General features: G+C 56.0%; 23 protein-coding genes. 10 read left to right on the plus strand and 13 right to left on the minus strand.

Annotated elements, in window-relative coordinates:
• The first annotated feature begins 12 nt into the window (after positions 1-12).
• Positions 13-2,208, plus strand: a complete 2,196-nt coding sequence (locus AC07R1_RS08745; RefSeq protein WP_495110422.1) for a TonB-dependent siderophore receptor — start codon at positions 13-15, stop codon at positions 2,206-2,208.
• Between the two features lie 187 nt (positions 2,209-2,395).
• Here AC07R1_RS08745 and AC07R1_RS08750 read toward each other — a convergent pair whose 3' ends face one another.
• The 5 genes from AC07R1_RS08750 to AC07R1_RS08770 form a co-directional block, all read right to left on the minus strand.
• Entirely contained in the window at positions 2,396-2,680 is a 285-nt protein-coding gene (locus AC07R1_RS08750) for a helix-turn-helix domain-containing protein (protein ID WP_015636246.1), read from the minus strand.
• A complete protein-coding gene (locus tag AC07R1_RS08755) occupies positions 2,670-2,987 on the minus strand; it encodes a hypothetical protein (protein ID WP_015636247.1) in 318 nt (105 codons plus the stop codon). The genes AC07R1_RS08750 and AC07R1_RS08755 overlap by 11 nt, the downstream gene beginning before the upstream one ends.
• A gap of 335 nt (positions 2,988-3,322) precedes the next feature.
• Positions 3,323-3,805: a DUF4265 domain-containing protein gene (locus AC07R1_RS08760; RefSeq protein ID WP_495110423.1), complete on the minus strand. Its 483-nt coding sequence runs from the start codon at positions 3,803-3,805 to the stop codon at positions 3,323-3,325.
• A 70-nt stretch (positions 3,806-3,875) separates the two neighbouring features.
• A complete protein-coding gene (locus AC07R1_RS08765) occupies positions 3,876-4,562 on the minus strand; it encodes a hypothetical protein (RefSeq protein WP_495110424.1) in 687 nt (228 codons plus the stop codon).
• Positions 4,562-5,530 carry a hypothetical protein gene (locus AC07R1_RS08770; protein ID WP_495110425.1) on the minus strand — a complete coding sequence of 323 codons (969 nt, stop codon included), beginning with the start codon at positions 5,528-5,530 and terminating at the stop codon, positions 4,562-4,564. Before AC07R1_RS08770 ends, AC07R1_RS08765 begins: the two co-directional genes overlap by 1 nt.
• Before the next feature lie 531 nt (positions 5,531-6,061).
• Between AC07R1_RS08770 and AC07R1_RS08775 the strand changes: the two genes are divergently transcribed.
• Complete coding sequence (locus AC07R1_RS08775) at positions 6,062-6,343, plus strand: fructose-bisphosphate aldolase (RefSeq protein ID WP_495110426.1); 282 nt, start codon at positions 6,062-6,064, stop codon at positions 6,341-6,343.
• 348 nt (positions 6,344-6,691) lie between these two features.
• Here AC07R1_RS08775 and AC07R1_RS08780 read toward each other — a convergent pair whose 3' ends face one another.
• The gene (locus tag AC07R1_RS08780) at positions 6,692-7,126 is read right to left on the minus strand and encodes a very short patch repair endonuclease (RefSeq protein WP_495110512.1); all 435 of its coding nucleotides are present in this window, start codon (positions 7,124-7,126) and stop codon (positions 6,692-6,694) included.
• Positions 7,127-7,154: 28 nt separating this feature from the next.
• Here AC07R1_RS08780 and AC07R1_RS08785 point away from each other — a divergent pair, with 28 nt between their 5' ends.
• The 5 genes from AC07R1_RS08785 (at position 7,155) to AC07R1_RS08805 (ending at position 16,226) form a co-directional block, all read left to right on the plus strand.
• Positions 7,155-8,780, plus strand: coding sequence for a DNA cytosine methyltransferase (locus AC07R1_RS08785; RefSeq protein WP_495110427.1), 1,626 nt, complete (start codon positions 7,155-7,157; stop codon positions 8,778-8,780).
• A gap of 277 nt (positions 8,781-9,057) precedes the next feature.
• Positions 9,058-10,476 carry an ATP-binding protein gene (locus AC07R1_RS08790; RefSeq protein ID WP_495110513.1) on the plus strand — a complete coding sequence of 473 codons (1,419 nt, stop codon included), beginning with the start codon at positions 9,058-9,060 and terminating at the stop codon, positions 10,474-10,476.
• Positions 10,473-13,199: a Z1 domain-containing protein gene (locus tag AC07R1_RS08795; protein ID WP_495110428.1), complete on the plus strand. Its 2,727-nt coding sequence runs from the start codon at positions 10,473-10,475 to the stop codon at positions 13,197-13,199. Before AC07R1_RS08790 ends, AC07R1_RS08795 begins: the two co-directional genes overlap by 4 nt.
• The gene (locus tag AC07R1_RS08800) at positions 13,186-14,121 is read left to right on the plus strand and encodes a PD-(D/E)XK motif protein (RefSeq protein WP_495110429.1); all 936 of its coding nucleotides are present in this window, start codon (positions 13,186-13,188) and stop codon (positions 14,119-14,121) included. The genes AC07R1_RS08795 and AC07R1_RS08800 overlap by 14 nt, the downstream gene beginning before the upstream one ends.
• A gap of 17 nt (positions 14,122-14,138) precedes the next feature.
• Positions 14,139-16,226, plus strand: a complete 2,088-nt coding sequence (locus tag AC07R1_RS08805; protein WP_495110430.1) for an AIPR family protein — start codon at positions 14,139-14,141, stop codon at positions 16,224-16,226.
• Between the two features lie 258 nt (positions 16,227-16,484).
• On the opposite strand, the gene AC07R1_RS08810 is transcribed toward AC07R1_RS08805, so the two are convergent.
• From AC07R1_RS08810 to AC07R1_RS08830, 5 genes are read right to left on the minus strand one after another with little or no spacing between them, the layout of a single operon-like run.
• A complete protein-coding gene (locus AC07R1_RS08810) occupies positions 16,485-18,518 on the minus strand; it encodes an LTA synthase family protein (protein WP_495110431.1) in 2,034 nt (677 codons plus the stop codon).
• Positions 18,519-18,567: 49 nt separating this feature from the next.
• Complete coding sequence (locus tag AC07R1_RS08815) at positions 18,568-19,179, minus strand: hypothetical protein (RefSeq protein ID WP_495110432.1); 612 nt, start codon at positions 19,177-19,179, stop codon at positions 18,568-18,570.
• Positions 19,179-20,474: a sialidase family protein gene (locus tag AC07R1_RS08820; RefSeq protein WP_495110433.1), complete on the minus strand. Its 1,296-nt coding sequence runs from the start codon at positions 20,472-20,474 to the stop codon at positions 19,179-19,181. Before AC07R1_RS08820 ends, AC07R1_RS08815 begins: the two co-directional genes overlap by 1 nt.
• Before the next feature lie 45 nt (positions 20,475-20,519).
• Positions 20,520-21,065, minus strand: a complete 546-nt coding sequence (locus AC07R1_RS08825; RefSeq protein ID WP_495110434.1) for a cytochrome b/b6 domain-containing protein — start codon at positions 21,063-21,065, stop codon at positions 20,520-20,522.
• Positions 21,065-21,331 carry a PepSY domain-containing protein gene (locus AC07R1_RS08830; RefSeq protein ID WP_041752407.1) on the minus strand — a complete coding sequence of 89 codons (267 nt, stop codon included), beginning with the start codon at positions 21,329-21,331 and terminating at the stop codon, positions 21,065-21,067. The genes AC07R1_RS08825 and AC07R1_RS08830 overlap by 1 nt, the downstream gene beginning before the upstream one ends.
• Before the next feature lie 170 nt (positions 21,332-21,501).
• Between AC07R1_RS08830 and AC07R1_RS08835 the strand changes: the two genes are divergently transcribed.
• The 3 genes from AC07R1_RS08835 to AC07R1_RS08845 all read left to right on the plus strand — a co-directional run bounded on the left by AC07R1_RS08835 (position 21,502) and on the right by AC07R1_RS08845 (position 24,276).
• A complete protein-coding gene (locus AC07R1_RS08835) occupies positions 21,502-22,164 on the plus strand; it encodes a response regulator (RefSeq protein WP_019092959.1) in 663 nt (220 codons plus the stop codon).
• Positions 22,161-23,543, plus strand: a complete 1,383-nt coding sequence (locus AC07R1_RS08840) for an ATP-binding protein (protein WP_401400913.1) — start codon at positions 22,161-22,163, stop codon at positions 23,541-23,543. Before AC07R1_RS08835 ends, AC07R1_RS08840 begins: the two co-directional genes overlap by 4 nt.
• Positions 23,544-23,733: 190 nt before the next feature.
• Positions 23,734-24,276, plus strand: coding sequence for a hypothetical protein (locus tag AC07R1_RS08845; protein WP_492617242.1), 543 nt, complete (start codon positions 23,734-23,736; stop codon positions 24,274-24,276).
• Positions 24,277-24,351: 75 nt separating this feature from the next.
• On the opposite strand, the gene AC07R1_RS08850 is transcribed toward AC07R1_RS08845, so the two are convergent.
• Both AC07R1_RS08850 and benC read right to left on the minus strand, forming a co-directional pair.
• Entirely contained in the window at positions 24,352-25,125 is a 774-nt protein-coding gene (locus tag AC07R1_RS08850) for a 1,6-dihydroxycyclohexa-2,4-diene-1-carboxylate dehydrogenase (RefSeq protein ID WP_283995278.1), read from the minus strand.
• Positions 25,126-25,487: 362 nt separating this feature from the next.
• Positions 25,488-26,501 (minus strand): benzoate 1,2-dioxygenase electron transfer component BenC, encoded by a 1,014-nt coding sequence (gene benC / locus AC07R1_RS08855; protein ID WP_495110435.1) that lies wholly within the window; start codon positions 26,499-26,501, stop codon positions 25,488-25,490.
• Between the last annotated feature and the right edge of the window lie 6 nt (positions 26,502-26,507).

The following is a 26,507-nucleotide window of genomic DNA, read 5'->3' on the forward strand; positions in this document are numbered from 1 at the left end:
CTAGGATTGCTCATGAGCCGGATTCACCCGACTGCCCCCGCGCGCACCTGCAGCTCAGCTTTGCCCCTCAACCGCCTGACCCTGGGCCTGCTGCTGGCCGGCAGCAGCGCCGTGGCCAACGCCGCGGGCACCCAGTTGCCGACCCAGACCGTCAGCGGCGAAGAGCCCTACGGCTATCGCGTCGACAGCGCCTCGGTGGGTGGTTTCAGCGAAGCGCCCTTGCTGGATACCCCGGCCTCCATCAGCGTGATCAATGAAGACATGATCCTCGACCAGCAGGCCCGGCTGCTCAGCGACGTGCTGAAGAACGATGCCTCGGTGGGCCAGAGCTACGCGCCGGTGGGCTACTACGAAAACTTCGAGGTGCGCGGCTTCTCGCTGAATGCCGCCAGCAGCTACAAAATCAACAACCGCACCATCACCGGCGAGCAGAACGTCGCCCTGGAAAACAAGCAGCGGGTGGAATTGCTCAAGGGCCTTTCCGGCCTGCAAAGCGGGGTCAGCGAGCCCGGCGGGCTGATCAACTACGTGACCAAGCGGCCCACGGACATTCGTTCGGTGACCGTTTCCACCGACGACCGCGGCAGCGGCTACCTGGCCACCGATGTCGGCGGCTGGTTCGGCAGCGAACAGCAGTTCGGCCTGCGTGCCAACCTGGCCCATGAAGACCTGCACTCCTACGTCGAGCACACCAATGGCCAGCGCGACTTCGCCTCCCTGGCCCTGGACTGGAACATCAGCCCCGACGCCCTGCTGCAACTGGACATCGAATACCAGAACAAGCAGCAGCGCTCGGCACCGGGCTATCAACTGCTGGGGGGCTCCAGCCTGCCCCACCACGCCTCGCCGAAAAGACTCCTGGGGCACCAGAGCGGGTCAAAGCCGGTGACCAATGAATCGCTGAACATCGGCGGCAACTTCGAGTACCGCTTCAACGATGACTGGAAGGGCAACCTCAGTGCGTCGCGCAGCAAGGTGGTGATCGATGACTACAGTTCGTTTGCCTGGGGCGGCTGTACCACCGGCTGCATCAATGCCAACGGCAACTACTTCAGCCCCGAAGGCAACTACGACATCTACGACTTCCGCAGCCCCGACGACACCCGGCGCAACGATGAAGTGCAGGCGGTGCTCAATGGCCGCTTCGACGCCGCTGGCCTGGGCCATGAGTTGAGCGTGGGGACCAGTGCGTTTCGTCGGGTAGTGGATAATCGCGATCAGATCATGCACCGCGTCGACAACGGCAACGGCAGTGGCAATATCGGCAGCGAACCCGAGCACTTTGCCCCCTACGACGGCCCGCTCGGCGACTCTCATCGACGCCTGGACAGCCGCCAATACGGCCTGTTCCTCAGCGACCGCATCCGCTTCAACGAACAGTGGCAGACCGTCCTCGGCGGGCGCGAAGTACGCCTCGACGAAGAGAGCTTCGACAAGGACGGCGTGCGCGATCGCCACACCCAACGCTATGTGTTCCTGCCCCAGGCCGCGCTGATCTACAAACCGATCAACAACATTTCGCTGTACACCCAGTACAGCAAAGGCTTGTCCCTGGGTGGCCAGGCCCCCTGGTTCGCCAGCAACAATGGCGAGACCCTCGCCCCCACCGTCTCCCGGCAGATCGAAGCCGGGGTCAAGTACGACTGGCAGCGCATGAGCTTTACCGCCGCCCTGTTCCAGATGCGCCAGGCCTACCAGTACTCGCGCCCCGATGCCTCCGGCGGTTTCACCTACGTCCAGCAAGGCCAGCAAAAGAACACTGGCCTGGAGCTCTCCGCCAACGGCTGGGCCACCCAGCGCCTGCAGATTGCCGCCAGCGTCGCGGCGATCCGCTCCCGGGTGGAGGGCACCGGTACCCCGGCCTACGAGGGGCACCAGACCCTCAACGTCCCGCGCCTGCGAGCCAGCCTGCAGGGCGACTACGCCCTGCCCTGGCTCGACGGCTTGGCCCTGCTGGGCGGCATGCAATACAGCGGCAGCCAATACGCCGACCGCCAGGGCAACGTCGCCACCGGCGCCTACGCCATCTTCAACATCGGCAGCCGCTACAGCACGCGCATCAACGGTTACGACACCGTGTTTCGCCTGACCGTGGACAACCTGTTCGACAAGCGCTACTGGCGCGACACCGGGGAATACATGGGCGACGACTACCTGTTCCAGGGCGCGCCGCTGACGGCTCGGTTGAGTGCTTCGGTGAATTTCTGATGCAGCGCCAACTGCCCAGCGAGAATACGCCTCTCAAGTTAGCCGCTGTATTGTAGGAGCCGGCTTGCCGGCGAAGGCGGTCTCAAGGACACCTTCGCTGGCAAACCAGTGACTATGCGAATCTGTCAGGCATGCACAAAAAAGCCGGTCATCAAGACCGACTTGTCAGCGCCTGGTCTACTCGCCATCAAACCGGCTGCAAAGCCCGCAAGGCTTCAGGGTACTGGCTGGCCACACGCAGCAGCGTTTGAGCCGCGCCTGTCGGCTGGCGCCGGCCTTGCTCCCAATCCTGCAGTGTACGCAGGCTGACCCCCAACAGCGTGGCAAACGCACTCTGAGAGAGCCCCACCTTAGCCCGGGCCTCTGCCGCCCCGGACAGTTTTACCACCGTTGCACGCGCCGCCTTGCCGGCTTTCATCTGGCCCACCGAAGTCAGCAAATCCTTCTGAAACTGCTGCAGTTCATGGTCCATGACTGATTCCCTCTTTCAATTGATTCAGAAAGCCGATGGGCAGATTGTCTAACTTCGCCTTGGTGTAGACGATCAGCAACCAAATAAGACCTTCCGAAAGCAGGTTGTAGTAGATGACTCGTGTGCCGCCGCGCTTGCCGATGCCACTGCAAGACCAGCGCACCTTGCGCAGCCCTCCGGTACCGGGGATGACGTCTCCAACCCATGGGTCTGCGACCAACCAGGTGATGAATTCCAAGCGCTCGGCGTCATTCCATATAGGCTCGGCGTAGCGCTTGAAGACCTCGGTTTCGATAACGGTATACATGGCTCCACCATCTACGGCAAGGCCGTACAGACGAACAGACAGGCATTCGTCCGACACAACCTGCTGGCGCTGGAAAGACCAATACCCCTGCCGCAACCAGGCATCGCAAGGGGTGGACGTTTGATCTACTCATCACCGAGGGTGGCCGCAATCATCGAGGGCAGCCACTGCTTACCGAAAATACAGATTTGCCTTACAGGCTCGGAGCCGATTTACCGGCGAAGGTGTCCTCAAGAGAGCCGTGGTAAACCAAGGCGCGTCACTCTGCAATGACTCGAAGCTGCCAACCTGCTTGATCGGTTACTTGGTCGCTCTGGCTCCAGCTCCAAGGATGATCAAACGTCCAACCACCAGTTCAACAGCGTCTCGTCCTCATCGTCATCGAGGTTTTTATAGACATTGGCGTAGTACCACTGGATCCCGGTTTGCTCGCGGAAGCGATCGAACACCGCGTTGATACGGTCCATGCCATTCCTCGCGGGAACAGTGAATGACAGGTTCCCCTCGAACAGCCCATCCAGGGTTCCGCCCAGTTCACCAGCGACCTCGTTTTCAAGCGCACTGATCACCGCCGGATCAATGTAATCGGCATAGATCTGAATGCAGAAATTCCCGCCCCGCTTCAGCACTTGCGCCGGCGCATCGGGATTGCGGATGGAAACGATATCGCCCCGCGCCAGGTTCTGCGCCAGACCCGGTGAGGAGAGCAACTCGTAGGTATGCTCATCAATCTGCCGCGCCAGCAGCTCCTCGCGAACGGCGCCATCGTCATCGGCCATGTACACCTGAATCAGCACAGGGGATTGCTTGTCGTCCATACGGGGCTCCACAGTTTCCACGTTCAACACCTGACCCTTGTCCTGCTACCCAGCGCTTCCATCCCCTGCCTCAGGGCAACGGCTCAAAACGCCCACTGCCCGCATTCCACGCAAACCCCGGCAACGTGCAGTCCTGAAAGCCAATCCGCAGTTGCTCCCCCTCAGCCTGCACCTGCAAGGTATCCACCCCCAGGTTGCGACACCCCGGCGCCGCAACCGCCAGGCTCTGCAACAACTTGCCATTGGCCTTGTCCATCACCTCCACCGTCGTGATCCGCTGATCATTGCCCGGCATCGGCACCTGGAAATACCAGCGTTTAGTGGAAGCACTCTGCAGCAGCGTGGTGACCGGCTGCGGCCACGAGCGATCCGAATCCACCAGGCCCACCAGCTTCAGCGCAATGGGCAAGGTCTTGCCCGTGCGATAACTGGTCCAGGTGCCGCGCACCTGCTCCTGCTGGCGGGAGTTCATCAAGTCATTGAACTGCAGACGCGCCACCGGCAAGCCCTGCTCGTCCAGCTCATCCATGGCCAGCGTCTTGTTGCTGTAGCTGAAGGTCGGCTTGAGGCGGATCGGCGTGCGATAGCGCTGATAGGCATAGGTGCCCTGGTAGACCGCATTCTGGCTGCCCAGGGTCAAGACAACCGCCAGCTTGCCCACCGTGCCCTCATACACCCCGTGGGACGCCTGCGCTGGCAACAGCCACAGCGCCAACACCAGCACCACCAGCCCCCGAGCAACATCAAACCCGCGCATCAGAAACGCTCCTCGCCCGACGACAGATATTCCAGCCGATCAGGGCTGATCACCCGGTAATAATCCCAACGCCGAGTGCGCTGGTCGTAATTGATGAAATCCTGCTTGCTGAACTCCATCTGGCCACCGGGGGAAAAGCGCAGATCCCCCTCCACCGCGAACTGCTCCAACTGCGGATGGCGCAAGTATTCCCGGCGCTCACGGTTGTACAGGTAGTACTGAGTGGGCGAGCACCACAGCCGGCCATCCGACTCCGCCAGGCGATAATTCTGAGCCTGAAAATCAATCCGCGCCTCGGCCTGGAAATGCCCGAAAGTCAGCGTCCTGGTACCGACCGGCGACAGGCACCACTGCCCACTGATCTCCTGCACCCGCCGCCCGGTGGTGCGGCTCATCACCCGAATACTGTCCACCCGCGCCACCTCCTCCCCGGCCTTGCGCGCGGCATGCACACTGAAATAGAAATCCCGATCGAACACCGGCTGCAGCAACTCCCCCTCAAACGCCTCCCGCTGACTGCCGCCAAAACGCGTCACCCGCTGCAACTGCAACGGCTGCTGCGTGCCCGTGCGCAGATCCACCAGACTGCCCTGCAGCGCCTGCGCCCCCTCGGCGAACGGCTGCAACGACACCGCCGTCGCCGGCAGAGTCGGGTTGTCCATGATGTTGATCAAGAGCGCGGAGCCGGGATGGAAAGGCGTGGATTCCAACGCCATGGGCAGGCGCTCGGATTCGGAGAACCAGTAGCCGGACATACCGCCGCCGTATTGGGAGTCGTAGGTGAGCGCCAGTTCAACCGGAGTGTCGCCGAGGGTGCCGCGGTAGGTGGTGGTGGGGTTGGCTTGGGCGGTTGGGGTGATTAGCCCGAGGCCGAGCAAGAGTGCTGCGGTCAGGCGGAACAGGAGGTGTGGCAGGTGACGCTGTTGGCCAGCCCTTGTTTGTGAACTGCTGCCAATGGGCTGGGTCATGCCTGCGTTCCTTGCGGTGGGGAAAAGGGGCGCAGGATAGCAAAATCGATTGAAGGTCAGATGGATTTGCCGAGGCCTGGCCCGAATCTGAAATGGTCCAACAGGCTGTTGGACAATTGCCGTGGGGGCCCCACTCTGCTGCCGATTACCAAGCTGAAAGGCCCATACAGTTATGGGTCAGGCATAGCGGATATGAATTCCCTGGAGCGTTCAGCCGGTCCTTACTCGCAATAGAGACCGTTCCTACAGAAGCGCCATTGTCCCGGACCTGCCCTGTCCCTATAGTTTTCTCGTTCGCTGAATTTTGTCAGCGGCAGGGTTTCGCAGCCCAACAGAAAGATTCAAGCAACACAGTCACTGCCAACTCAGGCAAACTTCGCCTGCGTTTCGTTTATGGCAGCTGTGCGTGGGAGACCTTCGGGTCTGCCGGGTTTGTTTCTTTCCTCGGTCTGCGAACCCGCGTACAGCTGCCACCCAGTTGATTCGCAGCAACAGGTGGCGATTTTTCATTTTCTTGGAAGAAACGACACCATGAATACTCAAGATCTATCCGAACGATTTATTCCCATGACCCCAATCGCCAGCGATGGGCCGGTGCTGTTTGTAGACAGCCAGGCGCCGTTGGTGGATTTGCATGCGTGTGCGAGTGAGCGTTTAGTGACTGCGCTCGATTATCTGAATCTGATGGCCTGCGCTACGTTGCGAGATACCAGCGACAAGGACCTTGGCACTGTGACCAATACTGTCCGGTTGCTACTTCAAGATGTGCGAGATGTCATGGAGGTAATTGGGACAAGAGCTGTCAGCGGTTGATTTTCAACCAAAAAAGCCGGCCATAGGCCGGCTTATACCAACAAAAATAGGCGCACACACATGATTATTTTCGCTTTGACAACTCTTAATTGACGACCTACTTCGAATTCTTAGGAGCCCTGCTTTAACCTAAAGTCCACCACAAAAAGTAACAGGACAATGTCAGGGAGAAGCATGAAAAACATTGGAAAGCTCCACTGTGCTACAGACCAAGGCTCGACTAAACACGAAGAGATCTACTCATCGTTTACATACGAGCAAAGTGCCATAACAAATTTGCATCCAAAGCAGCGTAGAGCTCCCGAGGCTAGCTAGCAACGGAACTCGGGAATCAGTCCTCGTTTGAGCTTAGGGGCCTTCATGGAGATCCAATTCCTGATTTTGAAGGGTTTGATGCAGCCCAGACAGAAATTCGATGCCTTGCTTGATCTCACATTCCCAGACGACCACGACCCTCCAACCTAAGGACTCCAGTGCATAAACATTTTCTCGATCTCTCTCCACATTCCTGAGAAATTTCGCTGCCCAGAATTCGTTCCGAGTCCTAGGTGTAGTAGCGTATCGGCACCCCGCGTGGCGATGCCAAAAACACCCATGTACAAATATACAGGTACGTAGCTTGGGCATTACAATATCTGGCTTTCCAGGGAGGTCCTTGCGGTGCAGACGGAATCGGTAGCCCATAGAGTGAAGAAAACGACGCAACGCAAGTTCAGGCTGAGTATTTTTCCCCGTTATCGCAGCCATCATCCTTGATCTTGTTGCTTTATCTACAACATCCACTTTCGTTGACCTTTGGCAGATGTAACTCATGAATTGTAGCAACCCCTTACAGGTCGTGGACCTCTTCGCCGGCCCAGGTGGGCTAGGTGAAGGGTTCTCCTCACTCAATGAGGGCAATAGCTTTGATGTACTAGTCTCCGCAGAGGTGGATCCGTTCGCTCGGTCTACGCTAAGACTCCGTGCATTTTATCGTGCGTTGAAAAAGTACAACCCAGCAGCCCTTGACGACTATTATTATTACTGCGAAACAGCAGGTGCCTCACAACCTTGGACGTCGAATAGCTATAAGGAATGGCAACATGCGGACACAGAAGCTCGTCAGATAAAACTCGGAAGTGCAGAAGGAAATGCTGACCTAGATCGCATCTTAGAAGGCCGACTAGATACCAGCAAGCCTTGGGTGTTAATTGGCGGCCCACCTTGCCAAGCTTATTCAATTGTAGGACGCGCACGAAACAAAGGAAATTCAGAGTATAAAGCTGAGGATGATCATCGTCATTTTCTTTACCGCGAATATCTTCGAATAATTCAAAGCAAACGCCCTGCAGTATTTGTCATGGAAAATGTTAAAGGCATTCTTTCCTCGAAAGTTGGCGGCAAGCAAATTTTCCCCCAGATCCTCCAAGACCTCGCTGATCCTGACGCGGCCCTAGGAATCAAGGACGGGCCTGGTACGAAATATAAAATATGCTCTTTAGTCTCGGATGATATTTATGAATCAGGCATGGAGCCAAATTCTATAGACTTTAGTAACTTTGTAATACGCGCTGAAGATTACGGTATCCCCCAAGGCCGTCACAGAGTTATTTTGGTTGGTGTTTCAGAGGACTATGTAGATAGGATAAGCGAGCACAAGTTAGAAACCACCCGACCAGTTACGGTTGGAGAGGTTCTCGGAAATCTACCTCCGCTACGCAGTACACTTTCTAGGGGAAACGACACTCCGGATCAGTGGTGCGCTGAAATACTAAAACATCTAGAGTCACTACATTCAGATCTGCTCGCCTCTGGAAAAAAAGATATTAATCTCGAAATTAAATTGAAAATATTTCGAGACTCCTTCTCAGGCGGCCGATTAAACAATGGTGGATTACGTGTTAGAAAAACAGACTCTTGGCTTGGAACTGTACAGTCGGAAGAGCTGAATTCATGGCTTTTAGACGAAAAATTAGGGGTTTGGCTTAACCATGAAGCAAGAAGCCATATGAGCACAGATCTTAAGCGATATATTTATGCTTCTGTTTTTGCGCAAGCCCATCACTATTCTCCCAAAGGCCACCAAGAGTTCAACCTTCCGGGGTTAGCGCCTCAACACAAGAACTGGGAAAGCGGTAAATTTAGCGATCGCTTCAGGGTTCAACTTGACAACCAACACGCCTCTACAATTACAAGCCATATATCGAAAGATGGCCACTATTTCATTCACTACGACCCTAATCAATGCCGTAGCTTGACCGTTAGAGAAGCTGCAAGATTACAAACTTTTCCAGATAATTACTTCTTCTTGGGCAACCGCACACAGCAATACCATCAAGTTGGTAACGCTGTTCCTCCTCTTCTTGCGAGAAAAATTGCTAAAGTGGTTGAACGAATCATTAAGGGAGAATCCTCTGATCTGCATCACTCAGAGGAGATGGCGTCCACGATCAGCTAAAGTCTAGTAATAGCATTAATACAGGCGATAATTCAGGCTTGCTACAAACGTCAATTTGTGCTGAGAATAGTGGCCAATAAATATCATTCCTTACCGACTTTTCTGATCGACAGTCCTGCTACACAACAGGTGGCAGGAAGTAAGGAATCAACGTCAGATCGCAGGTGGCAAGGATGCTTTTGTTTGAGACCGTTTTGACTAGCGTCCATCATGATGGGAAGCAGACACGATGAGAGAGGTCCAGCACCCTCCCCACGCTGCATCGTTGCTCGAGTCAATGCGATCAATTGGATACACGCTGGACTCTGCTTTGGCGGACTTAATAGATAACAGCATCTCCGCCCACGCAAAAGAAATCCATATCGAATTTCGCCCTACCAATAACCCTTATATAGCGATCATAGACGACGGAAAAGGAATGTCGCATGAAGCATTGCAGTGCGCGATGCGGCATGGGAGCAGAAACCCCCTTATGGAAAGGGGGGGTGACGATATGGGCCGCTATGGCTTAGGACTAAAGACCGCCTCTATATCTCAATGCCGGCGGATGACCGTCATATCAAAGCAAAATGCAAGTATAAGCGCCTTTTGTTGGGATCTTGATATCGTCATCGAAAAGGGGGCTTGGGTAATGCTCCAACTGGAAGAGTCAGACTGCCAAGCACTACCTCACTTTAGGCAACTTTTGTCACAAAAATCTGGAACGCTCGTATTATGGCAAAACCTCGACAAGTTGCTCGTTGGAGAGGCGGACCCAGAAAGTGCTTTGGGTGCAAAAATGCTGGAGGCTCGCAAGCACCTATCGCTCGTTTTTCATCGTTTTCTAGTGAAAGAAACCGGTAAAGCTAAAGTTCTAATGAATATAAATGGCTCCGCAGTTTCGCCATTTGACCCCTTCCTCGTCAATCATAAAGCAACTCAACCTTTGGACGAGGAAACTTTCACAGTTGAAGGTAAAAAAGTCGTCGTAAAACCTTTTATTTTGCCACACATTAGCAAGCTTAATAACGACGATCTAAAAACAATTGGTGGAAGTGAGGGAGTTAGAAGCCAACAAGGCTTCTATATCTATAGAAATAGACGGTTAATTATTTGGGGAACTTGGTTTCGCTTAGCGCGAAAGGATGAGCTTAGCAAGCTCGCTCGCGTACGGGTTGATATCCCGAACGCACTTGACCATCTTTGGACCTTAGACATCAAGAAATCTGCAGCTCATCCCCCAGAAGTAGTTCGGTTAAATTTAAAGCGAACAGTCGATAGAATTAGAGCTGTAAGCGGGCGAACAATTTCTTTTAAAGGTCGAAAAATATCCGACTCTGAAGCAACTCCAGGTTGGAATGAGGTTGTCGATAGAGCAGGTGTCCGATTTGACATAAACCGAAACCACCCAATCATATCAGAATTCTCCAGTTCTCTTGAAAATGAGGAAAAATCAAGATTTAACTTAATCCTCGGAATTATTGAAAGCTCATTTCCCGCAGACGCCCTCTATAACAGAATGGCGAGTGACGTAAGACCAGATTTTGCCAGCGATAGCGCGATCGAAAATATTAATAAAATGATCGCGGACCTCATGAGAAACATGCCAAATGACTCATCAGCAAAAAGACAGCTTTTAATGTCTCTCCATTTAATTGAACCATTCAATCTATATCCAGCGCTGACAAAAAAAATTATTGAAGAGTATGAGTCATGAATGAATCAATCAAAATAAAATTATCAGCAAATGCTCGACGCTTGGAGTTAGGAGTAATTACAGCATTAACAGTAGATGGAGTTCCAACTGAAGGTGCAATTTTTGATCTGGCATCGACCTTAAGAGTAATTCCACCTTATACCGTTACAGATGAAGAATTTAAAATCATCATTAAGAGACTTCACGAGGCCCTTACAGTTGATATGGGGTTAGGGGACTGTGTCTACGATGAACACAATCCTTGGCTAAGAGCGAAAAAATCTGAAATTGACCCATTTTATTGGAGTCGGTATCAAACAGATCTTTTGAAGCAAGGCTGGGGCCCCAAGGTTGTTAACTCTCTAGATAAGGTTACGGATGAAATCCTAGACTTAATGGGTGATCCGTCTGGTCGTGTAGGGTGGCCTCGCAGAGGCTTGGTTATGGGCGATGTGCAATCTGGAAAAACATCAAACTACACTGGCCTAATCTGTAAAGCCGCAGATGCAGGATATAAGTTAGTCATTCTTTTGACGGGGACATTAGAAAGCTTGAGACGACAGACCCAAGAGCGTTTAGACGCAGGCTTTGTTGGTCTTGATAGCTCAGGGGTCGTAAATAACAGGAAACGTCATCGAAAAGAAATAGGTGTAGGACTAATTAATGCCGCGCGGTCAGCTGGTGTTTTTACATCTACAGTAGGTGACTTCAAAGCCACAACAGTAAATCAGTTAGGATTTAGGCTGCGTGACTACAGAGAGCCTGTTCTTCTTGTGGTAAAAAAGAACAAGCGAATTCTCGAAAACCTTGCAGACTGGCTAGTTAACTACAACGCGAGTGTGGGTGGAAGTATCGACATCCCCTTACTACTGATCGATGACGAAGCAGATAACGCGTCCATAAATACAAACCCTAAAAAAGCGACCGCTATAAATTCTGGCATTCGCGGACTATTAAAAGTTTTTCCGAGATCCAGTTACGTTGGATTCACGGCGACCCCTTTTGCGAACGTATTCATCAACCCCGAAACGACAAATGATATAGAAGGAGATGATTTATTCCCCCGCGACTTTATTTATACTTTAGATGCTCCAACAAACTACGTTGGTGCAAGCCGAATTTTCGGCGATGGCGCCGACCTTAAATGTCTAGAGATAATAAATGACGCAGAAGAATACTTTCCTAGAGGCCAAACCTCTGACAGCATTGTGGAGGAACTCCCTCCATCATTAATAGATGCTGTCATTTGTTTCTTTTTGGTTAACGCACTTATGGATATTCGCATTGACATGCCTAAGCATCGTTCCATGCTGATAAATGTAAGTCACTTCACATCATTACAAGATCAAGTTCGAGACATTTTAGACCACCAAGTTCGACTATTACAGGGAGACATTAGAAATTACGCCTCCCTGCCTTTCGATGACGCAATAAAAAATCAATCCATAAAAAAACTTTACAATGAATTTCAACGCCATTTTTCAGATCTAGAGATATCTTGGAAACAAGTTCAATCTCAGCTTATAGCCTCAACCTTGCCAATCCAGACTATATCTGTAAACCAGAAAAGCGGACCGGCAAGCCTAGATTATAGTGCATACAAAGAGCATGGATTGAGAGTTATAGCAGTTGGCGGAAATAGCTTGGCGCGTGGTTTGACATTAGAAGGGCTTTGCATTAGCTACTTTTATAGAACTACTAAGATGTACGACGCTTTACTTCAAATGGGTCGGTGGTTTGGTTATCGAGTTGGTTATGAGGATCTATGTAAAATCTGGATGACGGAAGAGACTGCCGATTGGTATGCGCACATTTCGGAAGCCACCGATGAGCTTCGTAGTGAAGTGCGCCGAATGCAGAACTCACGCCTAAAACCAATCGACTTTGGCTTACGTGTAAGATCTCACCCTGAGTCCTTGCTAATCACCGCTAGAAACAAAATGAGGGACTCAGATGAGATTGTGCAGATTATATCTATTACTGAGGAAAGCCTAGAATCACCTCGTTTACTAAAAGACCCTGCGATAGTTTCATCAAATTACAAGGAAGCTCAAAATTTCGTACGTTCAATAGTTTCTCTTCCAGCGAAAAAAATGAACTCCCCCTCCTTCCCTGCCTGGAGTTCTGTACCCAAGCACTTGATCGTTAAATTTCTGAAGTCATTTGTTAACCACCCTCTCAGTGTAAAACTACAGTCATCCAGTTTGGCGGACTTCATCGAAAAATCAACAGATGACAAGCTCAATTGGTGGGATGTCGCTTTACCTACGGGCAGTGGGCCTGAGTTAAAATTTGCTGATGAAATAGATATCAAAAAGAGAGTTCGTAAAATCTCCATTGACAACGACATCAACGCTTTACTTATTAACGGAAACAAATTACGTGTAGGCTCTGCGGGCGATGAAAAAGTTGGACTCAGCGAGTCTGAAATCAAAAAAGCAGAAATCACCTTCAGAAGCGATCCAAAAAAGAAAAACATTCAAACAATTCCAGGCAAGGCGTATGCAGCCATTAGGCAGACTCCATTACTTCTAATTCATTTAATTGAGCCAAAAGAAGGCGATTATAAACTTCCCCCTGAATGTGAGGCACTGGTCGCAATAGGCCTTAGCTTTCCATCCCTTGACGTATCGAGCCAGCGAGTGGCTTATCGTATTAATCTCGTCGAACTAAGAAATATTCTGACTGGAGACATCCCATCCGTTGACGACAGTGATGAGGAGGACGGCGATGAAGACGAATAAGATTAAATCCATTTGGGAGGCAATCAAGTCGGAAAGCGCCGGGGTTGGATTCCGTAGGATTGACGCTGAGCACATCCTTGACTTTTACCTAGGTTTAGATTCACTGGGTCGATTCACACTGCTATTGGTCACACAAAAAAAGCCTGATATTAATTTTGAGCTCCAATCAGTAAAAATCCATACTGCACTTCGAGATGACGGCCAATGGTCACTACTGCTCATATTGGAGAAGCCAGAGCTTTTCGAATTGTTCTTGCTCTTTTGTGAAGACCTAGTTGAGTCCTCCCGTCAGTGCAATAAAAAAAACAAAGGATTACCGTTCGTTTTAGCTCGCCTTATGAGCTGGCGCCTATTGTTTGAGAGAGGAAGTATCGAGTTTTTAACCGAAGACCAGCTCCGAGGTCTGAGCGGTGAACTTCTTCATCTAAAAACTTTAATTGGAGTTTTAGGTACAACAGCAGCTGTTCAGAGTTGGAAAGGACCTGATCGAGCAGCTCAAGACTTTCAATTCGAGAAGGCTGCTTGGGAAGTCAAAACTATTTGGCCATCAACATACGAGATTACAATAGCGTCAGAACAGCAACTCGACTACACCCATCGAGAATTACAACTCGTTATTATAGAGTTAGAAAGCGCATCAGAAAATGCACAGTTTGGCTTCACTCTAAACCAGCTAGTTCAGGAAATTCGAGAAACCCTCAAATCAGATTTTGAAGTATCTTCGACTTTCGAAAAAAAATTATTAAAATCTGGATATTTAAAGTGCTCAGAATATGACACCAAGATAATGATAGCGTGCAACACTACAAACTATAAAGTCGAAGCAGGATTCCCCTGCCTTCTCCCGCAAAACTTACCAAAAGGGATTGACAAAGTAAGCTACAAGTTAAACCTTAACTATTGCACAACTTTTAGAATATAGAATATGGACCAGTAAATATGGACATTGAGACTTTCCATAAAGATCTGATAGAAGTCGTTCGTTCAAAAGCTGAGTCTTCACGTGATTTCATTCGTACTGCGTTTGTGGAGGAATGTGGAGATAGACTGATAGATGCCGAGGAGTTTCAGTCATTCGAAATCTGCAGATTTGAAGGAGTCAATGGAAAACGAAAAAAGCTTCGAGTAGATGGATATTCATTTGACGAAGCAGACAATTCAATGGCTCTTTTGGTGGCCGACTTTTTCAATGAAGACGAGATCACCTCATTTATCACATCCAACACAAAGTCAACACTAAGCGACTTGCGCGCATTTCTCGAAGAAGCACTAGAAGGTAATTTGACTGACGGAAGCGTGGATGAAAGTCAACCTGGCTTTGGCTTTGCATGTGACCTAATGGATTGGCACTCAAAAATAACGAAATATCGATTCTATTTCGTTAGTGACGGCATTCTGAAAACTCGTCAAAAAGGGTGGCCTGAAGAAGAAATCAAAGGTACTCCTGTTGAATTCCATATTTGGGATATCGGGAGATTCCATTCAGCCTATATTTCAGCTACAGGGCGAGACGACCTCATAGTTGACTTTTCAAAAAATGATACCAACGGCTTGAAATGCCTTGCCGCCGCCGAATCTCAAGGAGACTATAGTGCCTATCTATGCATGATCCCTGGCGACACGTTAGCAGATATATATGACATGTATGGCAGCAGATTACTTGAAGGTAATGTTCGAACATTTTTAAGTACCAAAGGCAAAGTTAATGCTGCCATACAAAATACAATACGTAAGCAACCAGAGATGTTTTTCGCATTCAACAATGGAATTGCTGCGACTGCTGAGAATGTAGAACTACAGGAGGATGCAGGAGGACTGCGCATTCGAAGTGCGATGAACCTTCAGATTGTCAATGGCGGGCAGACCACTGCATCATTAGCGTTTGCAAAGAGAGGTGGCATAGCAAGGAAAGATTGCTTAGATCTCTCGAAAGTCATGGTCCAAATGAAGCTATCAGTTCTACCCCCAGAAAAAGCAGGGGAACTAACTCCAGAAATCGCACGTTATGCTAATAGTCAAAACAAAGTTAGTGATGCCGACTTTTTCTCTAACCACCCATTCCATATTCGGCTTCAAGAGTTTTCCCGCCGGCTGTTCACCACACCAACTGACGGAAGGCAATATGGAACGCATTGGTTCTATGAGCGAGCTCGAGGCCAGTATTTAAATGAGCAAGCAAAACTCACTACTGCTCAGAAAAATCATTTTTTAATGCAGAATCCAAAAAATCAGCTATTTACGAAAACCGATATTGCAAAATATGAAAATAGTTGGAACGAACAGCCTCACAAAGTCAGCATGGGAGCTCAGAAAAATTTTATCTTTTTTGCTGACTTGATTTCAAAATCTTGGGCAACGGATGGAAAATCTTACAATGAAGAATATTTTCGCAGCATAGTTGCTCTAGCTATAATTTTCAAAAAAACAGAATCACTTGTCAGCCAGCAGCCATGGTATCAAGGAGGATACCGTGCGAACATCGTAACTTACTCTATCGCCAAGCTACATAACTTGATATCAGAAGAAGCTCTTGGCAAGCAGCTTAACTTTCGGTCTATCTGGGATTTACAAACCATACCACAAGCACTATGCAAACAATTAACTATAATTTCTGAAAAAGTTTTCCTTGTTTTGACCGATCCTAACAGACCAAAAGACAACGTCACAGAGTGGGCAAAAATGCAGGCTTGTTGGGAGCAGGTAAAAAATACGAAAGTTAACTTGGTTCCTGACTCAGATGAGTTTCTTCAAGATATTCGCAACTCTGTCGAGGCCGAGAAAAAGTCAAAATCAACGCAAAAGACCGACGACGGAATTCAGATTCAAATCATGGTGATTGATTTGCCCGGAGCAGAATGGTCGCGACTACTAAACTGGGGAATAAAGAAAGAAAAGCTTTCCCCAAGACAAATAAGCTTACTAAAAATTGCGGTTCAAATACCACAAAAAATACCGACAGAGCGCCAATGCGTCGAGCTTTGGAAACTAAGAGGAGAGATGATTAAGGAAGGTTATTTTGCCTTATAGCGCGCACTCCACTTAGAAAAAGTGGCAGCAGAGTCAACTTAATATCGAAGTAAGCTGGCTATATAAAATTCACAGCAGTAATTAAACCCAGCTTACTCCCCCTCTCCCAAACAACCATACACGATCGCGTTATTGTCATCAGCACCAAGCTAACCAAACCCCAAATAAAAACATCTATAAAACCCGCATTATTGACAAGCGCTAAATACAAAAAATGCCAACACTTCCAACATTCTAAGCCCCCATATTAATCCCTCTCTAACGCACATTCCGATACAACATCAACCGCGCCCCCTCATGCATCCCCCGCGTCAACTCCAGCAACCGTTCAAACTCCCGCGGATGCTCCTGCGCCACATCCTCACGCGGTGTGTTTGACGCGAGATCATGCAAGGTCGCGCCACTGCCGTCGTGCTGCATCTGCAACAAAAAGTCCTTGGTCACGCCGCCAATCACCGGGAAGGTCCCTTCCCTTAATACCAGCGGCACCACTCGCTCCCCCTCTGGCGCGGGCTGTTGAATATCCCGCCCCATGGCGCCATTGGTGAAGGGCATCCCGGCCATGCCGGCTACGGTGGGCAGCAGGTCGGCGAGGCCGGCGGCTTCTTCGATCACTCTGGGCTGCAACATCCCCGGGGCATGGATCAGCAGCGGTACGTTGTTGCTTTCCAGCCCTAGCTGTTCAAAGGCGGGGGCCATGTGGGGGATCTGGCTGATGCGGGTGTTGTGGTCGCCGAAGAACACGAAAATCGTGTTGTCGTAGTAGCCGCCCGCTTTGGCGATCTCCATTAGGCGGCCGATGTTGAAGTCCAAGAGGCGCACGGCGTTGTATTGCTCCAGGCTGCGCGAACCGGCGGCCTGGACGTGTTCCAGGGGCAGGTCCTGGGCTTGGAAGCCGTCGTTGTCCTTGGGAATGGTGAACGGGCGGTGGTTGCCGGAGGTTTGCAGGTAGGCGAAGAACGGTTGGTCCCGGGGGATGGCGCGCAGCAGGCGGTCGCTTTCCTTGAACAGGTCGAGGTCGGAGATGCCCCAGACGTCCACCAGGGGCGATTGCCAGTGGCTTTCGTCGTACAGGCGCACGTTGTCGATGCTCTGGCGGATCAGGCCGTTGATGTTGGCCCAGCCGGCGTTGCCGCCGATCAGGTAGAGCTTGTGGTAGTCGCTGAAGGCGTTGATCAGGCTATGTTGACGGGTGATCAGCGGCTGGCGGGTGGCGGTCTCTTGGCGGGTGACGTCGGGCACGCCGGTGATGCTGGCCCACACGGTTTTGGCGGTGCCGGTGACCGGGACGTAGAAGTGTTTGAAGAACCAGCTCTGGCGGGCCAGGCGGTCGAGGTTGGGGGTGGGGTTGAGCGGGTTGCCGTAGGCGCCCACGGCGCTGGTGCCGAGGGATTCGAGCATGACGAAGATGACGTTGGGCGGCCGGGGGCGGTCGATGCGGTACGGCTGCACGTCTTGTTGGCGGGTGAAGCTCAGGCTGTGCGGGTCCGGGTGGTCGACGCCGAGGTAGCGGGCCAGGGCCGGGTAATGTTGGCGCACCTGGGCTTCGTCGTACTGGGCCTCGCCGGCCTTGAGGGTGTCGTAGAAGAACAGCACGGGGTTGAGGCCCAGGGCGGCGATCTGGCTGTTGCCGGAGAAGTAGGCATCGCTCCAGCGCAAGGGCACGGGGTTTTCCAGGTTGAGGTTTTCTACCCGGCCCAGCAGGGCGAGGAACACGGCGGCGATGCCCAGGGCGCTGACGCAGGCCAAGGACCAGCGGCCCAGGGGTTGCGCCGGGCGGTCGAGGGTCCGGCGTTCCAGGCGCAGCAAGGCGTAGCACCACAGGCTCAGGGCGCAGCCCCAGGCGAGGACGATCCACAGCACCGGGTAGCTTTCCCAGAGCATTTGCCGGGAGATCTGTGCGTCGTCCAGGTAGCGCAGCACCGTGGCGTTGATGCGCACGCCGAGGTAGGCGTAGTGGCCGAAGTCGATGATGTACAGCAGCCCTACCCCGCCCAGTACCAGCAGCAGGTAGGCCCGGGCCAGCCAGCGCAGGGCTGGCTGGCGCAGCAGGTTCCAGCGCGGCAGCCAGGCCAGCAGGGCCAGGGGCAGCAGTATCAGCAGGGTCAGGCGCAGGTCGAAGCGCAGGCCGATGCCGAGGGTCTGGAGGATGCCTTCGCGCTGGTCGGCAGCGCTCAGGTCCACCTCGGAAAACCCCACGGCGAACAGCAGCCGCAGCAGTGCCAGCAAGCCGAATACCAGCCCGATTGCGCCCACGCCGTAGCGCAGGCGGCGTGATTGCAACCCGCCCATCATTGACCTCTGTGTGGTGTTGTCGAAGGCCGCGGCGCGGCCTGTTGGTTTACCCGGCAAGGGGTTGCCCGCGGCTGCGCTGGGCGAAGCGGCGCCACAGCCACAGCAGCAGCCCGCCGCTGCCGGCGATCAGGCAATAGCCCGCCAGCAGCGGGTCCAGCAGGTAGTCCCAGTAGTTTTCCGAAGGCTTCAGACGCAGGGCAAAGGCCAGGGTCCCGGCCGCCAGCATCAGTACCCCCAGCAGGTTGCGCTGCCACAGCAGCACCAGCGCCGCCAGGCCCATCAGCACGATCATCGGCCGTGGGTTGTAGCCCCAGCGGTAGGGGTCGAGGTAGGTCAGGCCCAGGGTCGCGGGGTACAGGCTCAGGGTCAGGCCGATAAACAGCAGCAGGACCTGCACCCGGTGTTTGGCTGGCAAGGGCGCAATCACCCCCAAGTGCCGCAGGCTGACCCAGCCCAGCAGCACCAGGGTGCTGATGGCCAGATCATCGGTGAAGCTGCGTACATAGGCCGCCAGCGGCAGCTGGTTCAGTGGAATAAAGCTGACCAGCGCCAGCACCGGCAGCAGCCAGGGCCGCCAGGGCGCGGTCACTCGCAGGCTGCCGAGCAGCACAAAGCCCAGGAGGATAAAACTCAGATGGGCTTGCCATAGCGACATCATCACAAGCGCTCCGCCAGCCACGCCGCGTTGAAGCTGACGTGCTTGATAAAGGTGTTGTTCCAGGAATAGACCAGGTGGTACAGGCCGTCCGTCCCGCGGCTGAAGTAGGGGTATTCGTACTCGAAGTCGCAGCCCTGGGGCTTGCACAACCGGTAGTCGAGGTTGCTCAGGAAGCGCTGTTCCAGGGGCAGACGCCGGGCGCCGCTGGAGGCACGAAAGCCTTCGCCGATGATGTCCTTGTAGGCCTCGTGGGAAAACGGCTGGCCCAGGGGATCGGGGGACTGGTCCAGTTCCACCAGCGGGCGCCATTGGCTGAGGCCGGCATCGGTGCCGTACAGGCTGAGTTTGAAGCGCCCGTCCTGCAGGTCGTTGAGTGCCACCAGCAGGCCCTGGTCGTCGGTGCCCACCGCCGCCAGCGATGAGTTGGGGTTGGACGGTTGCAACGGATAGGGCTCGCTCCAGGTCTGCCCGGCGTCTTCGGTGCGGCTGGCCAGGACCTTGTGGTGGGTGTCGCCGGCGTAGCGTAGCATGGCCACGGCGCGGCGTTCGTCCAGGGGCACGATGGTCGGTTGCAGGGAGTGCTTGCCACGGCTGATGCGGAATTTGTCGATCACCGCGCCATCGGCGCTCAGGTACAGGTACTCGGCGAACTTGCCCATGAACTCGTGGTACACCGGCAGGCCGATCGAGCCGTCGGCATGGAACACCGGCGCGGCGCGCACCAGGGTGCTGATGTTGAAGAACGGCGAGGTCACCAGCTGTCGCGGCGCCGACCAGCTGCGCCCCAGGTCATCGGAAACCATCAGGTTGATGGCGCTGGTGGCCCAGCCGCCCACCGACACCGAAACGTAAAACATCCACAGGCGCTGGTCCGGGCCCAGGGCGATCACCGGGTTGCCGAGCTTGCGGATATAGCGCCCGGTGCCGTCACGGGTCGATTCGCGGGTGGCCAGCACTTGCTCGGCGCCCCACTCGCCGCTCTGGGCGTCAAAGCGTGCGCTGCGCACCTGGACGTCGGCGGCGCCTTCCCGGGAGCCGGCGAACCACACGGCCATCAGGTCGCCGCCGGGCAAGGCGGTCACCGAGGAGGAATGCACGAAGTCATCCAGGTCCGAAGAGACGAAGCGGCTGTTGTATTGCGGCGTGCTGTTGGCTTTAGCCGCATCGCTGCCGACGGCGGCCTGGGCAAACGGCGCCAGTTGGTGAGGCGGATGGCTGCGCCAGGCGGCAATAAAGACGGCGGCCAAGAGCAGGCTGCTGCAGAGGAAGATCAGGCGAAAGGACAGCGCACGCATACAGGAGCCCGTGGCAAATACAGAGTGGGAACAAGGGAAAAACCATTAGCGCTTATCACTGCGCGGCAAGGGCCGGCGGCGGCCGGTGAGCATCGACAACGGCAGGTTGTCGCGCACCTGCAGGCTTTCAAAAATCGCCGCGCACAGGTGCAACAGCACCAGCCCCAGCAGCACATCGGCGCTGGTCTCATGCACTTGCAGCGGCCAGTCGGCGCCCCACAGGGCATCGATCTCTTGCATCAGGAAACCGCTGATGCCGATCAGCAGCAGGGCCAGCAGCATCAGCAGCATCACCAAAGCCCCGAGGGGCGAATGCCCCAGGCGATGCTCGGGACGCCCGGCCAGCAGCGAGCGCAGGTGCCGCGCCAGCCGGGCCCGGGTCGGCCAGAAGTCGGACCAGCGCGCACTGCGCGGCCCGACAAATCCCCAGGCTGTGCGCAACAGCAGCCAGGCCATGGCGTAGTAGCCGAGCCAGACGTGCCAGTCGTCACCGGCTTCATTGAAGAAGTAGTTGCCGATAAAGACCCCGGCGATGGACAGGTGAAACAGTCGCACCAGCGGGTCCCAGAGCCGCAGGGAAGCCTCTGGCATCAGCCTTTGATCTCGGTCTTCACCGCTTTGCCGGTGACCGGGTCGTGGTAGATCTCGACCTTGCGCTTGTCCTTGTCGAAGCCGTAGATCTCGTAGCAGTTGCCGTCGGTGACCTTGAACTTGCTGATCTGGTAGCCCTGGGCCTTGAGCTGTTCCTGGAAGGCCTTCTGATCCTGCCATTGCGAGCGTTCGGCGGTGGTGCATTGCGGGCCGGCGAGGGCCAGGGGGCTGGCGAGAACCAGGGACAGCAGGAGGATCTTGCGCATGGAAAACGCTCCGGTGATGGGGGAGATTCCACTGTGCAAAACCAAGCTTAGTGAAAGCTTAGTTGGCAACGCGCGGTAACATTTTCCCCGCTAAAAACCCCTGCCGACGGACCCTGGCCGGCGTCATCATGCGCCCCTTCCCTGCCCCCTCGCCCTACCGAGAACCGCCCATGCGCCTGCTGCTTGTCGAAGATGATCGTGCCCTCGGCCAGGGCATTCGCGTGGCGCTGAGCGCCGAAGGCTACACCCTGGACTGGCTGCAGGACGGCGCCAGCGCCCTGCACGCTCTGCGCACCGAAAGCTTCGACCTGTTGCTGTTGGACCTGGGCCTGCCGCGGCTCGACGGCCTCGAACTGCTGCAGCAATTGCGCGCCGCCCAGCAGGACCTGCCGGTGCTGATCCTCACCGCCCGCGACGGCACCGCCGAGCGCATCGCCGGGCTGGATGCCGGGGCCGACGACTACCTGGTCAAGCCCTTCGATGTCGAGGAATTCAAGGCCCGGGTCCGCGCCCTGCTGCGCCGCAGCCAGGGTCGTGCCCAGCCGCTGCTGGAACACGCCGGCATCCGCCTCGACCCGGCCAACCAGCAGGTGCACTACCAAGACAACGAAGTGGTGCTGACGCCCATGGAATACCAGTTGCTGCACCAGCTGATGGTGCGCCCGGGCAAGGTGGTGACCCGCGAGCGCCTGTCCCGGGCGCTGTACGGCTGGCAGGACCGGGTCGAGAGCAACACCCTGGAAGTACTGATCCATAACCTGCGCAAGAAGCTCTGCAGCGAGCTGATCCGCACCGTGCGCGGCGTCGGTTACGTGCTGGCGCTCAAGCCATGAACTCGGTGCGCACGCGGATCCTGCTGCCGGTCCTGGTGCTGGTGCTGCTGGGGGACCTGCTGATCAGCTGGCTGGTGCTGCGCGACAGCCACCACGAAATCGAAGAGGTCTACGACGCCCAGCTGGCCCAGAGCGCGCGCCTGCTGCAAGGGGTGCTGCGCCAGCGCGACCCGGCTCAAAAGCCGGACGCGGCGGACTGGGAGCGCCTGCACCAGGCCTTCGACCAGGCCATGAGCCGGGTCGGCGTGGCAGGCGCGGCCCACCCCTATGAAACCCGCCTGACCTTCCAGGTCTGGCGCGACGATGGCCAGTTGCTGATGCGCTCCGCCGAGGCCCCGCTGCTGGAGGCTCCTCCCACCACCCTGGGGGCCCACGACATCCTGGAAAACGGCAAGGACTGGTGCGCCTTCCTGCTGGCCGACCCACAGCAGGGCTTGCTGATCTGGGTTGGCGAGCGCGATGACATCCGCCAGGACCTGATCCAGCGCATCGTCCGCCATACCCTGTGGCCGACCCTGATCGGCGTGCCGCTGCTGGCGCTGCTGATCTGGCTGACCATCGGCTGGGGCCTGGCGCCGCTGCGGGCCATGGCCCGGGCCATTCGCGGGCGCAGCAGCGACACCTTGCAGCCGCTCGGGCTCAAGCCCCTGCCCCAGGACCTGGAGCCGATGCAGACCGCCCTCAACCAGTTGTTGGCCCAGATCGACAGCCTGCTGGAGCGCGAGCGGCGCTTTATCGCCGACGCCGCCCATGAACTGCGCACGCCCCTGGCGATCCTGCGGATTCATGCGCAGAACGCCCAGAGTGCCAGCAGCCCGGAGCAGCGCCGGGAAGCCCTGGACTTTCTGGTGAGCGGCGTCGACCGCGCCACCCGCATCGGCAGCCAGTTGCTGACCATGGCCCGCATCGAGCCACAGCTGAACAGCCCGCGCCTGAGCCGCATCGACCTCAGCGCCCTGGTGCGCGAAGAGCTGGCGGAACTGACGCCCCTGGCCCTGGAGAAAGACGTCGAACTGGTGCTGGAAGGCGACGAAGGCTGCCTGATCGCTACCGACCCGGTGGCCCTGGCCATCGCCCTGCAGAACCTGGTGACCAACGCCCTGAACTTTGCCCCAGCGGGCAGCGAGGTACGGGTCGGCCTGCGACCTCAGGCGGACGGCGCGATGCACCTGTGTGTGGAAGATGCGGGGCCGGGTATCGACGAGCAGCAGCGCGAGCGTTTGCTGGAGCGCTTCTACAGCCAGGGCAACGCCAATGGCGCCGGGCTGGGGCTGGCGATTGTGCAGATGATCGTCAGCAAGATCGGCGGTCGCCTGGAGTTGCGCAATCGGCCTGAGGGCGGGCTGTGTGCATTGTTGTTGCTGGGGCCGGCGCTTTAGTCGGCGGCGCGAAGGGCCTATCCTGTGCGCCGCTCGGGAATGGGGGCGGCCTTGCGGGCGTATTCGCTGGCAAGCCAGCGCCTACACAAGCACGCCCCCGTAGGAGCCGGCTTGCCGGCGAAAGCATCCGTAAGATCGCCTTCGTCGGCAGCCGACTCCTACAAACGAAATGACAATCAGGGAGACACCCATGGCCATGCCGGAACGGCTGAAACCAACACCCGCCACGCCGAAAATACGTGCGCTGATGAAGGGCTTGCTGAAGCAGATCCTCGACCGCATCTGGGACAACCAGGAACGGGAAAGCCCCGAGATCAGTGTGCTGATCGAACAATGGAACAGCCACGCCGGCCGACCTTTCGAGTTCCACGAATTTCGCGATATGCACAGCCATACCAGCGCGGCGAACTTTCTGCGCACGGCCTTTCATCAGGAGCGCTACGTTGACGACCTGAGCTTCGCCGAGGCCTGCGCCCTGGCGGATTTCATCTGCCTGTGCGAAGGCACGGAGTCTGATACGGATTACGCCCTGAACCTGCTGGAAACCAACTTCCCCGAGGCCAATGCCTCGGACCTGATCTTCTGGCCCAACGAGTGGTTTGGCGATCAAGATATGTTGCATATCGAGCTGAGCTCGGCGCAGATCATCGGTTATCTGATGGCGCAGTCTTCGCGGCAACTGCAGGATGCACCGCCGATCACCTTGCCCTACCCCATTCCACCGCAGCCATAGAGGCCCTCGGGCTGGCCAGCTGCATAAGCACCGCCGTGGCCAGCCACAGGTAGGGGCGTCCAGTTCGCCCCTCGTTCAGCCCTGATCGCCGCCGCCCACCGGCAGCACCGTGCCGGTGATATAGGAGGCTTCGTCGGAGGCCAGGAACAGGATCGCCGCCGCCTGCTCGTCAACGCTGCCGTAGCGGTGCATCAGGCTGCTATCCAGGGTCTGGTCGACGATCTGCTGGTACCAGGCCTGCTCTTCGGTACTGGGCTCGGCGCTGTTGCGCGGAATGCGCCGCGGCGGTGCCTCGGTGCCGCCGGGAGCGGTGGCGTTGACCCGCACGCCGCGGCCGGCGGTTTCAAAAGCCAGGCATGCAGTGAGTGCGTTGATGCCGCCCTTGGCCGCGCCGTAGGGTACGCGGTTGAGGCTGCGGGTGGCGATGGAGGAAACGTTGACGATGGCGCCGCTGCCCTGCTCCAGCATCTGCGGCAAGGCGGCGTGGCAGCACCACAGGGTGGGGAACAATGAGCGGCGCACTTCGGCTTCGATCTGCGCCGGCTCGTAGTGCTCGAAGGGCTTGGCCCAGATGGTGCCGCCGACGTTGTTGATGAGGATGTCGAGGCGGCCGAAGTGGTCGATGGCGGCGGCCATGATGCGGCTGCATTCGCTGTACTGCTCCAGGTCGGCGGTCAGGGCCAGCACCGGGTAGCGGGGGCTGAGTGCAGCGGCCAGTTCGAAGACCAGTTCGGAGCGATCCACCAGCACCACGCGAGCGCCCTCCTCGGCCAGGCGTTCGGCAACGCGACGGCCGATGCCCTGGGCGGCGCCGGTGACCAGGGCGACTTGGTTGTGGAAACGGTTCATGGAAACCTCGTGAATGCAAAAAGATAGGGAGAACACCACCCAACGTAGGAGCCGGCTTGCCGGCGAAAGGGCCCTTAAGTCTTGCAGCGCCCTTGTGGACGCCTTCGCTGGCAAGCCAGCTCCTACAACGCTATGGCTTGCCGTGTGGGATCCCGTAGGAGCCGGCTTGCCGGCGAAGAGGCCCTTGAGCCTAGCAGCGCTCTTGTGGACGCCTTCGCTGGCAAGCCAGCTCCTACAACGCTATGGCTTGCCGTGTGGGATTCCGTAGGAGCCGGCTTGCCGGCGAAGGGGCCCGCGAGCCTTGCAGCACCCTGATGGACGCCTTCGCTGGCAAGCCAGCTCCTACAGCGGCGAGGCGCTCTTCAGGCGGCGCTGGCGGCGAACTTCTCGTAGTAGAAGTTCGCCGGGGCGATGCCCTGTTCGCGGATGAACTGGCTCACCGCCTCCACCATTGGCGGCGGCCCGCACAGGTAGACATCCACATCGCCCTGATTGAGGTGCGCCGGTTCGATGTGCTGGGTCACGTAGCCCTTGCGCGGGTACTGGCTTTCGGGGTTGGCCACGCAGGCGCTGAAGCTGAACTGCGGGATGCGCGCGGCAAAGTCTTCCAGGCGCTCCAGTTCCACCAGGTCGAAATCGTTGGTCACGCCATAGATCAAATGCAACGGGTGCTCGCTGCCCTGCTCGGCGATTTTCTCCAGCATCGCGGTGAACGGCGCCAGCCCGGTGCCACCGGCCAGCAACAGCAAGGGCCGGCGGATGTCCCGCAGGTAGAAGCTGCCCAGGGGCCCGGCCAGGGTCATGCTGTCGCCGGCTTTGGCGAGACAGGTGAGGAAGCTGCTCATCAGGCCGCCGGGCACATTGCGGATCAGGAAACTGACTTCGCCATCGCGCTGCAGGGAGCTGAAGGAATAGGCGCGGGTCTGCTCGCTGCCAGGCACGCCGAGGTTGACGTACTGCCCCGGCAGGAACGCCAGCTGGTTCAGGGCCTCGCCCTTGATCGACAGGGCGATGGTGCTGTCGGACAACTGGCGCACCGCGCTGATGCTGGCCTGGAAGGTGGCCTGCCCGGCCCGGCAGACCTGGGACGAGGCCGGCACCCGCACCACGCAGTCGCTCAAGGCGCGCATCTGGCAGGTGAGGACAAAACCCTGCTCGGCCTCGTCGGCGCTCAGCGCGTCCTCGATGTAGTCCTCCCCCAGCTCGTAGCGCCCCGCCTCGGCCAGGCACTTGCAGGTGCCGCAGGCGCCGTCGCGGCAGTCCAGGGGAATATTGATGCCCTGGCGGTAGGCGGCGTCAGCCACGGTTTCGCCCGGGTTGGCGTTGACGAAACGGGTCACGCCGTCTTCGAAATTGAGTGCGATTTGATGGCTCATGGCAGT

This window comes from Pseudomonas sp. GW821-FHT07F01, assembly GCF_059418825.1.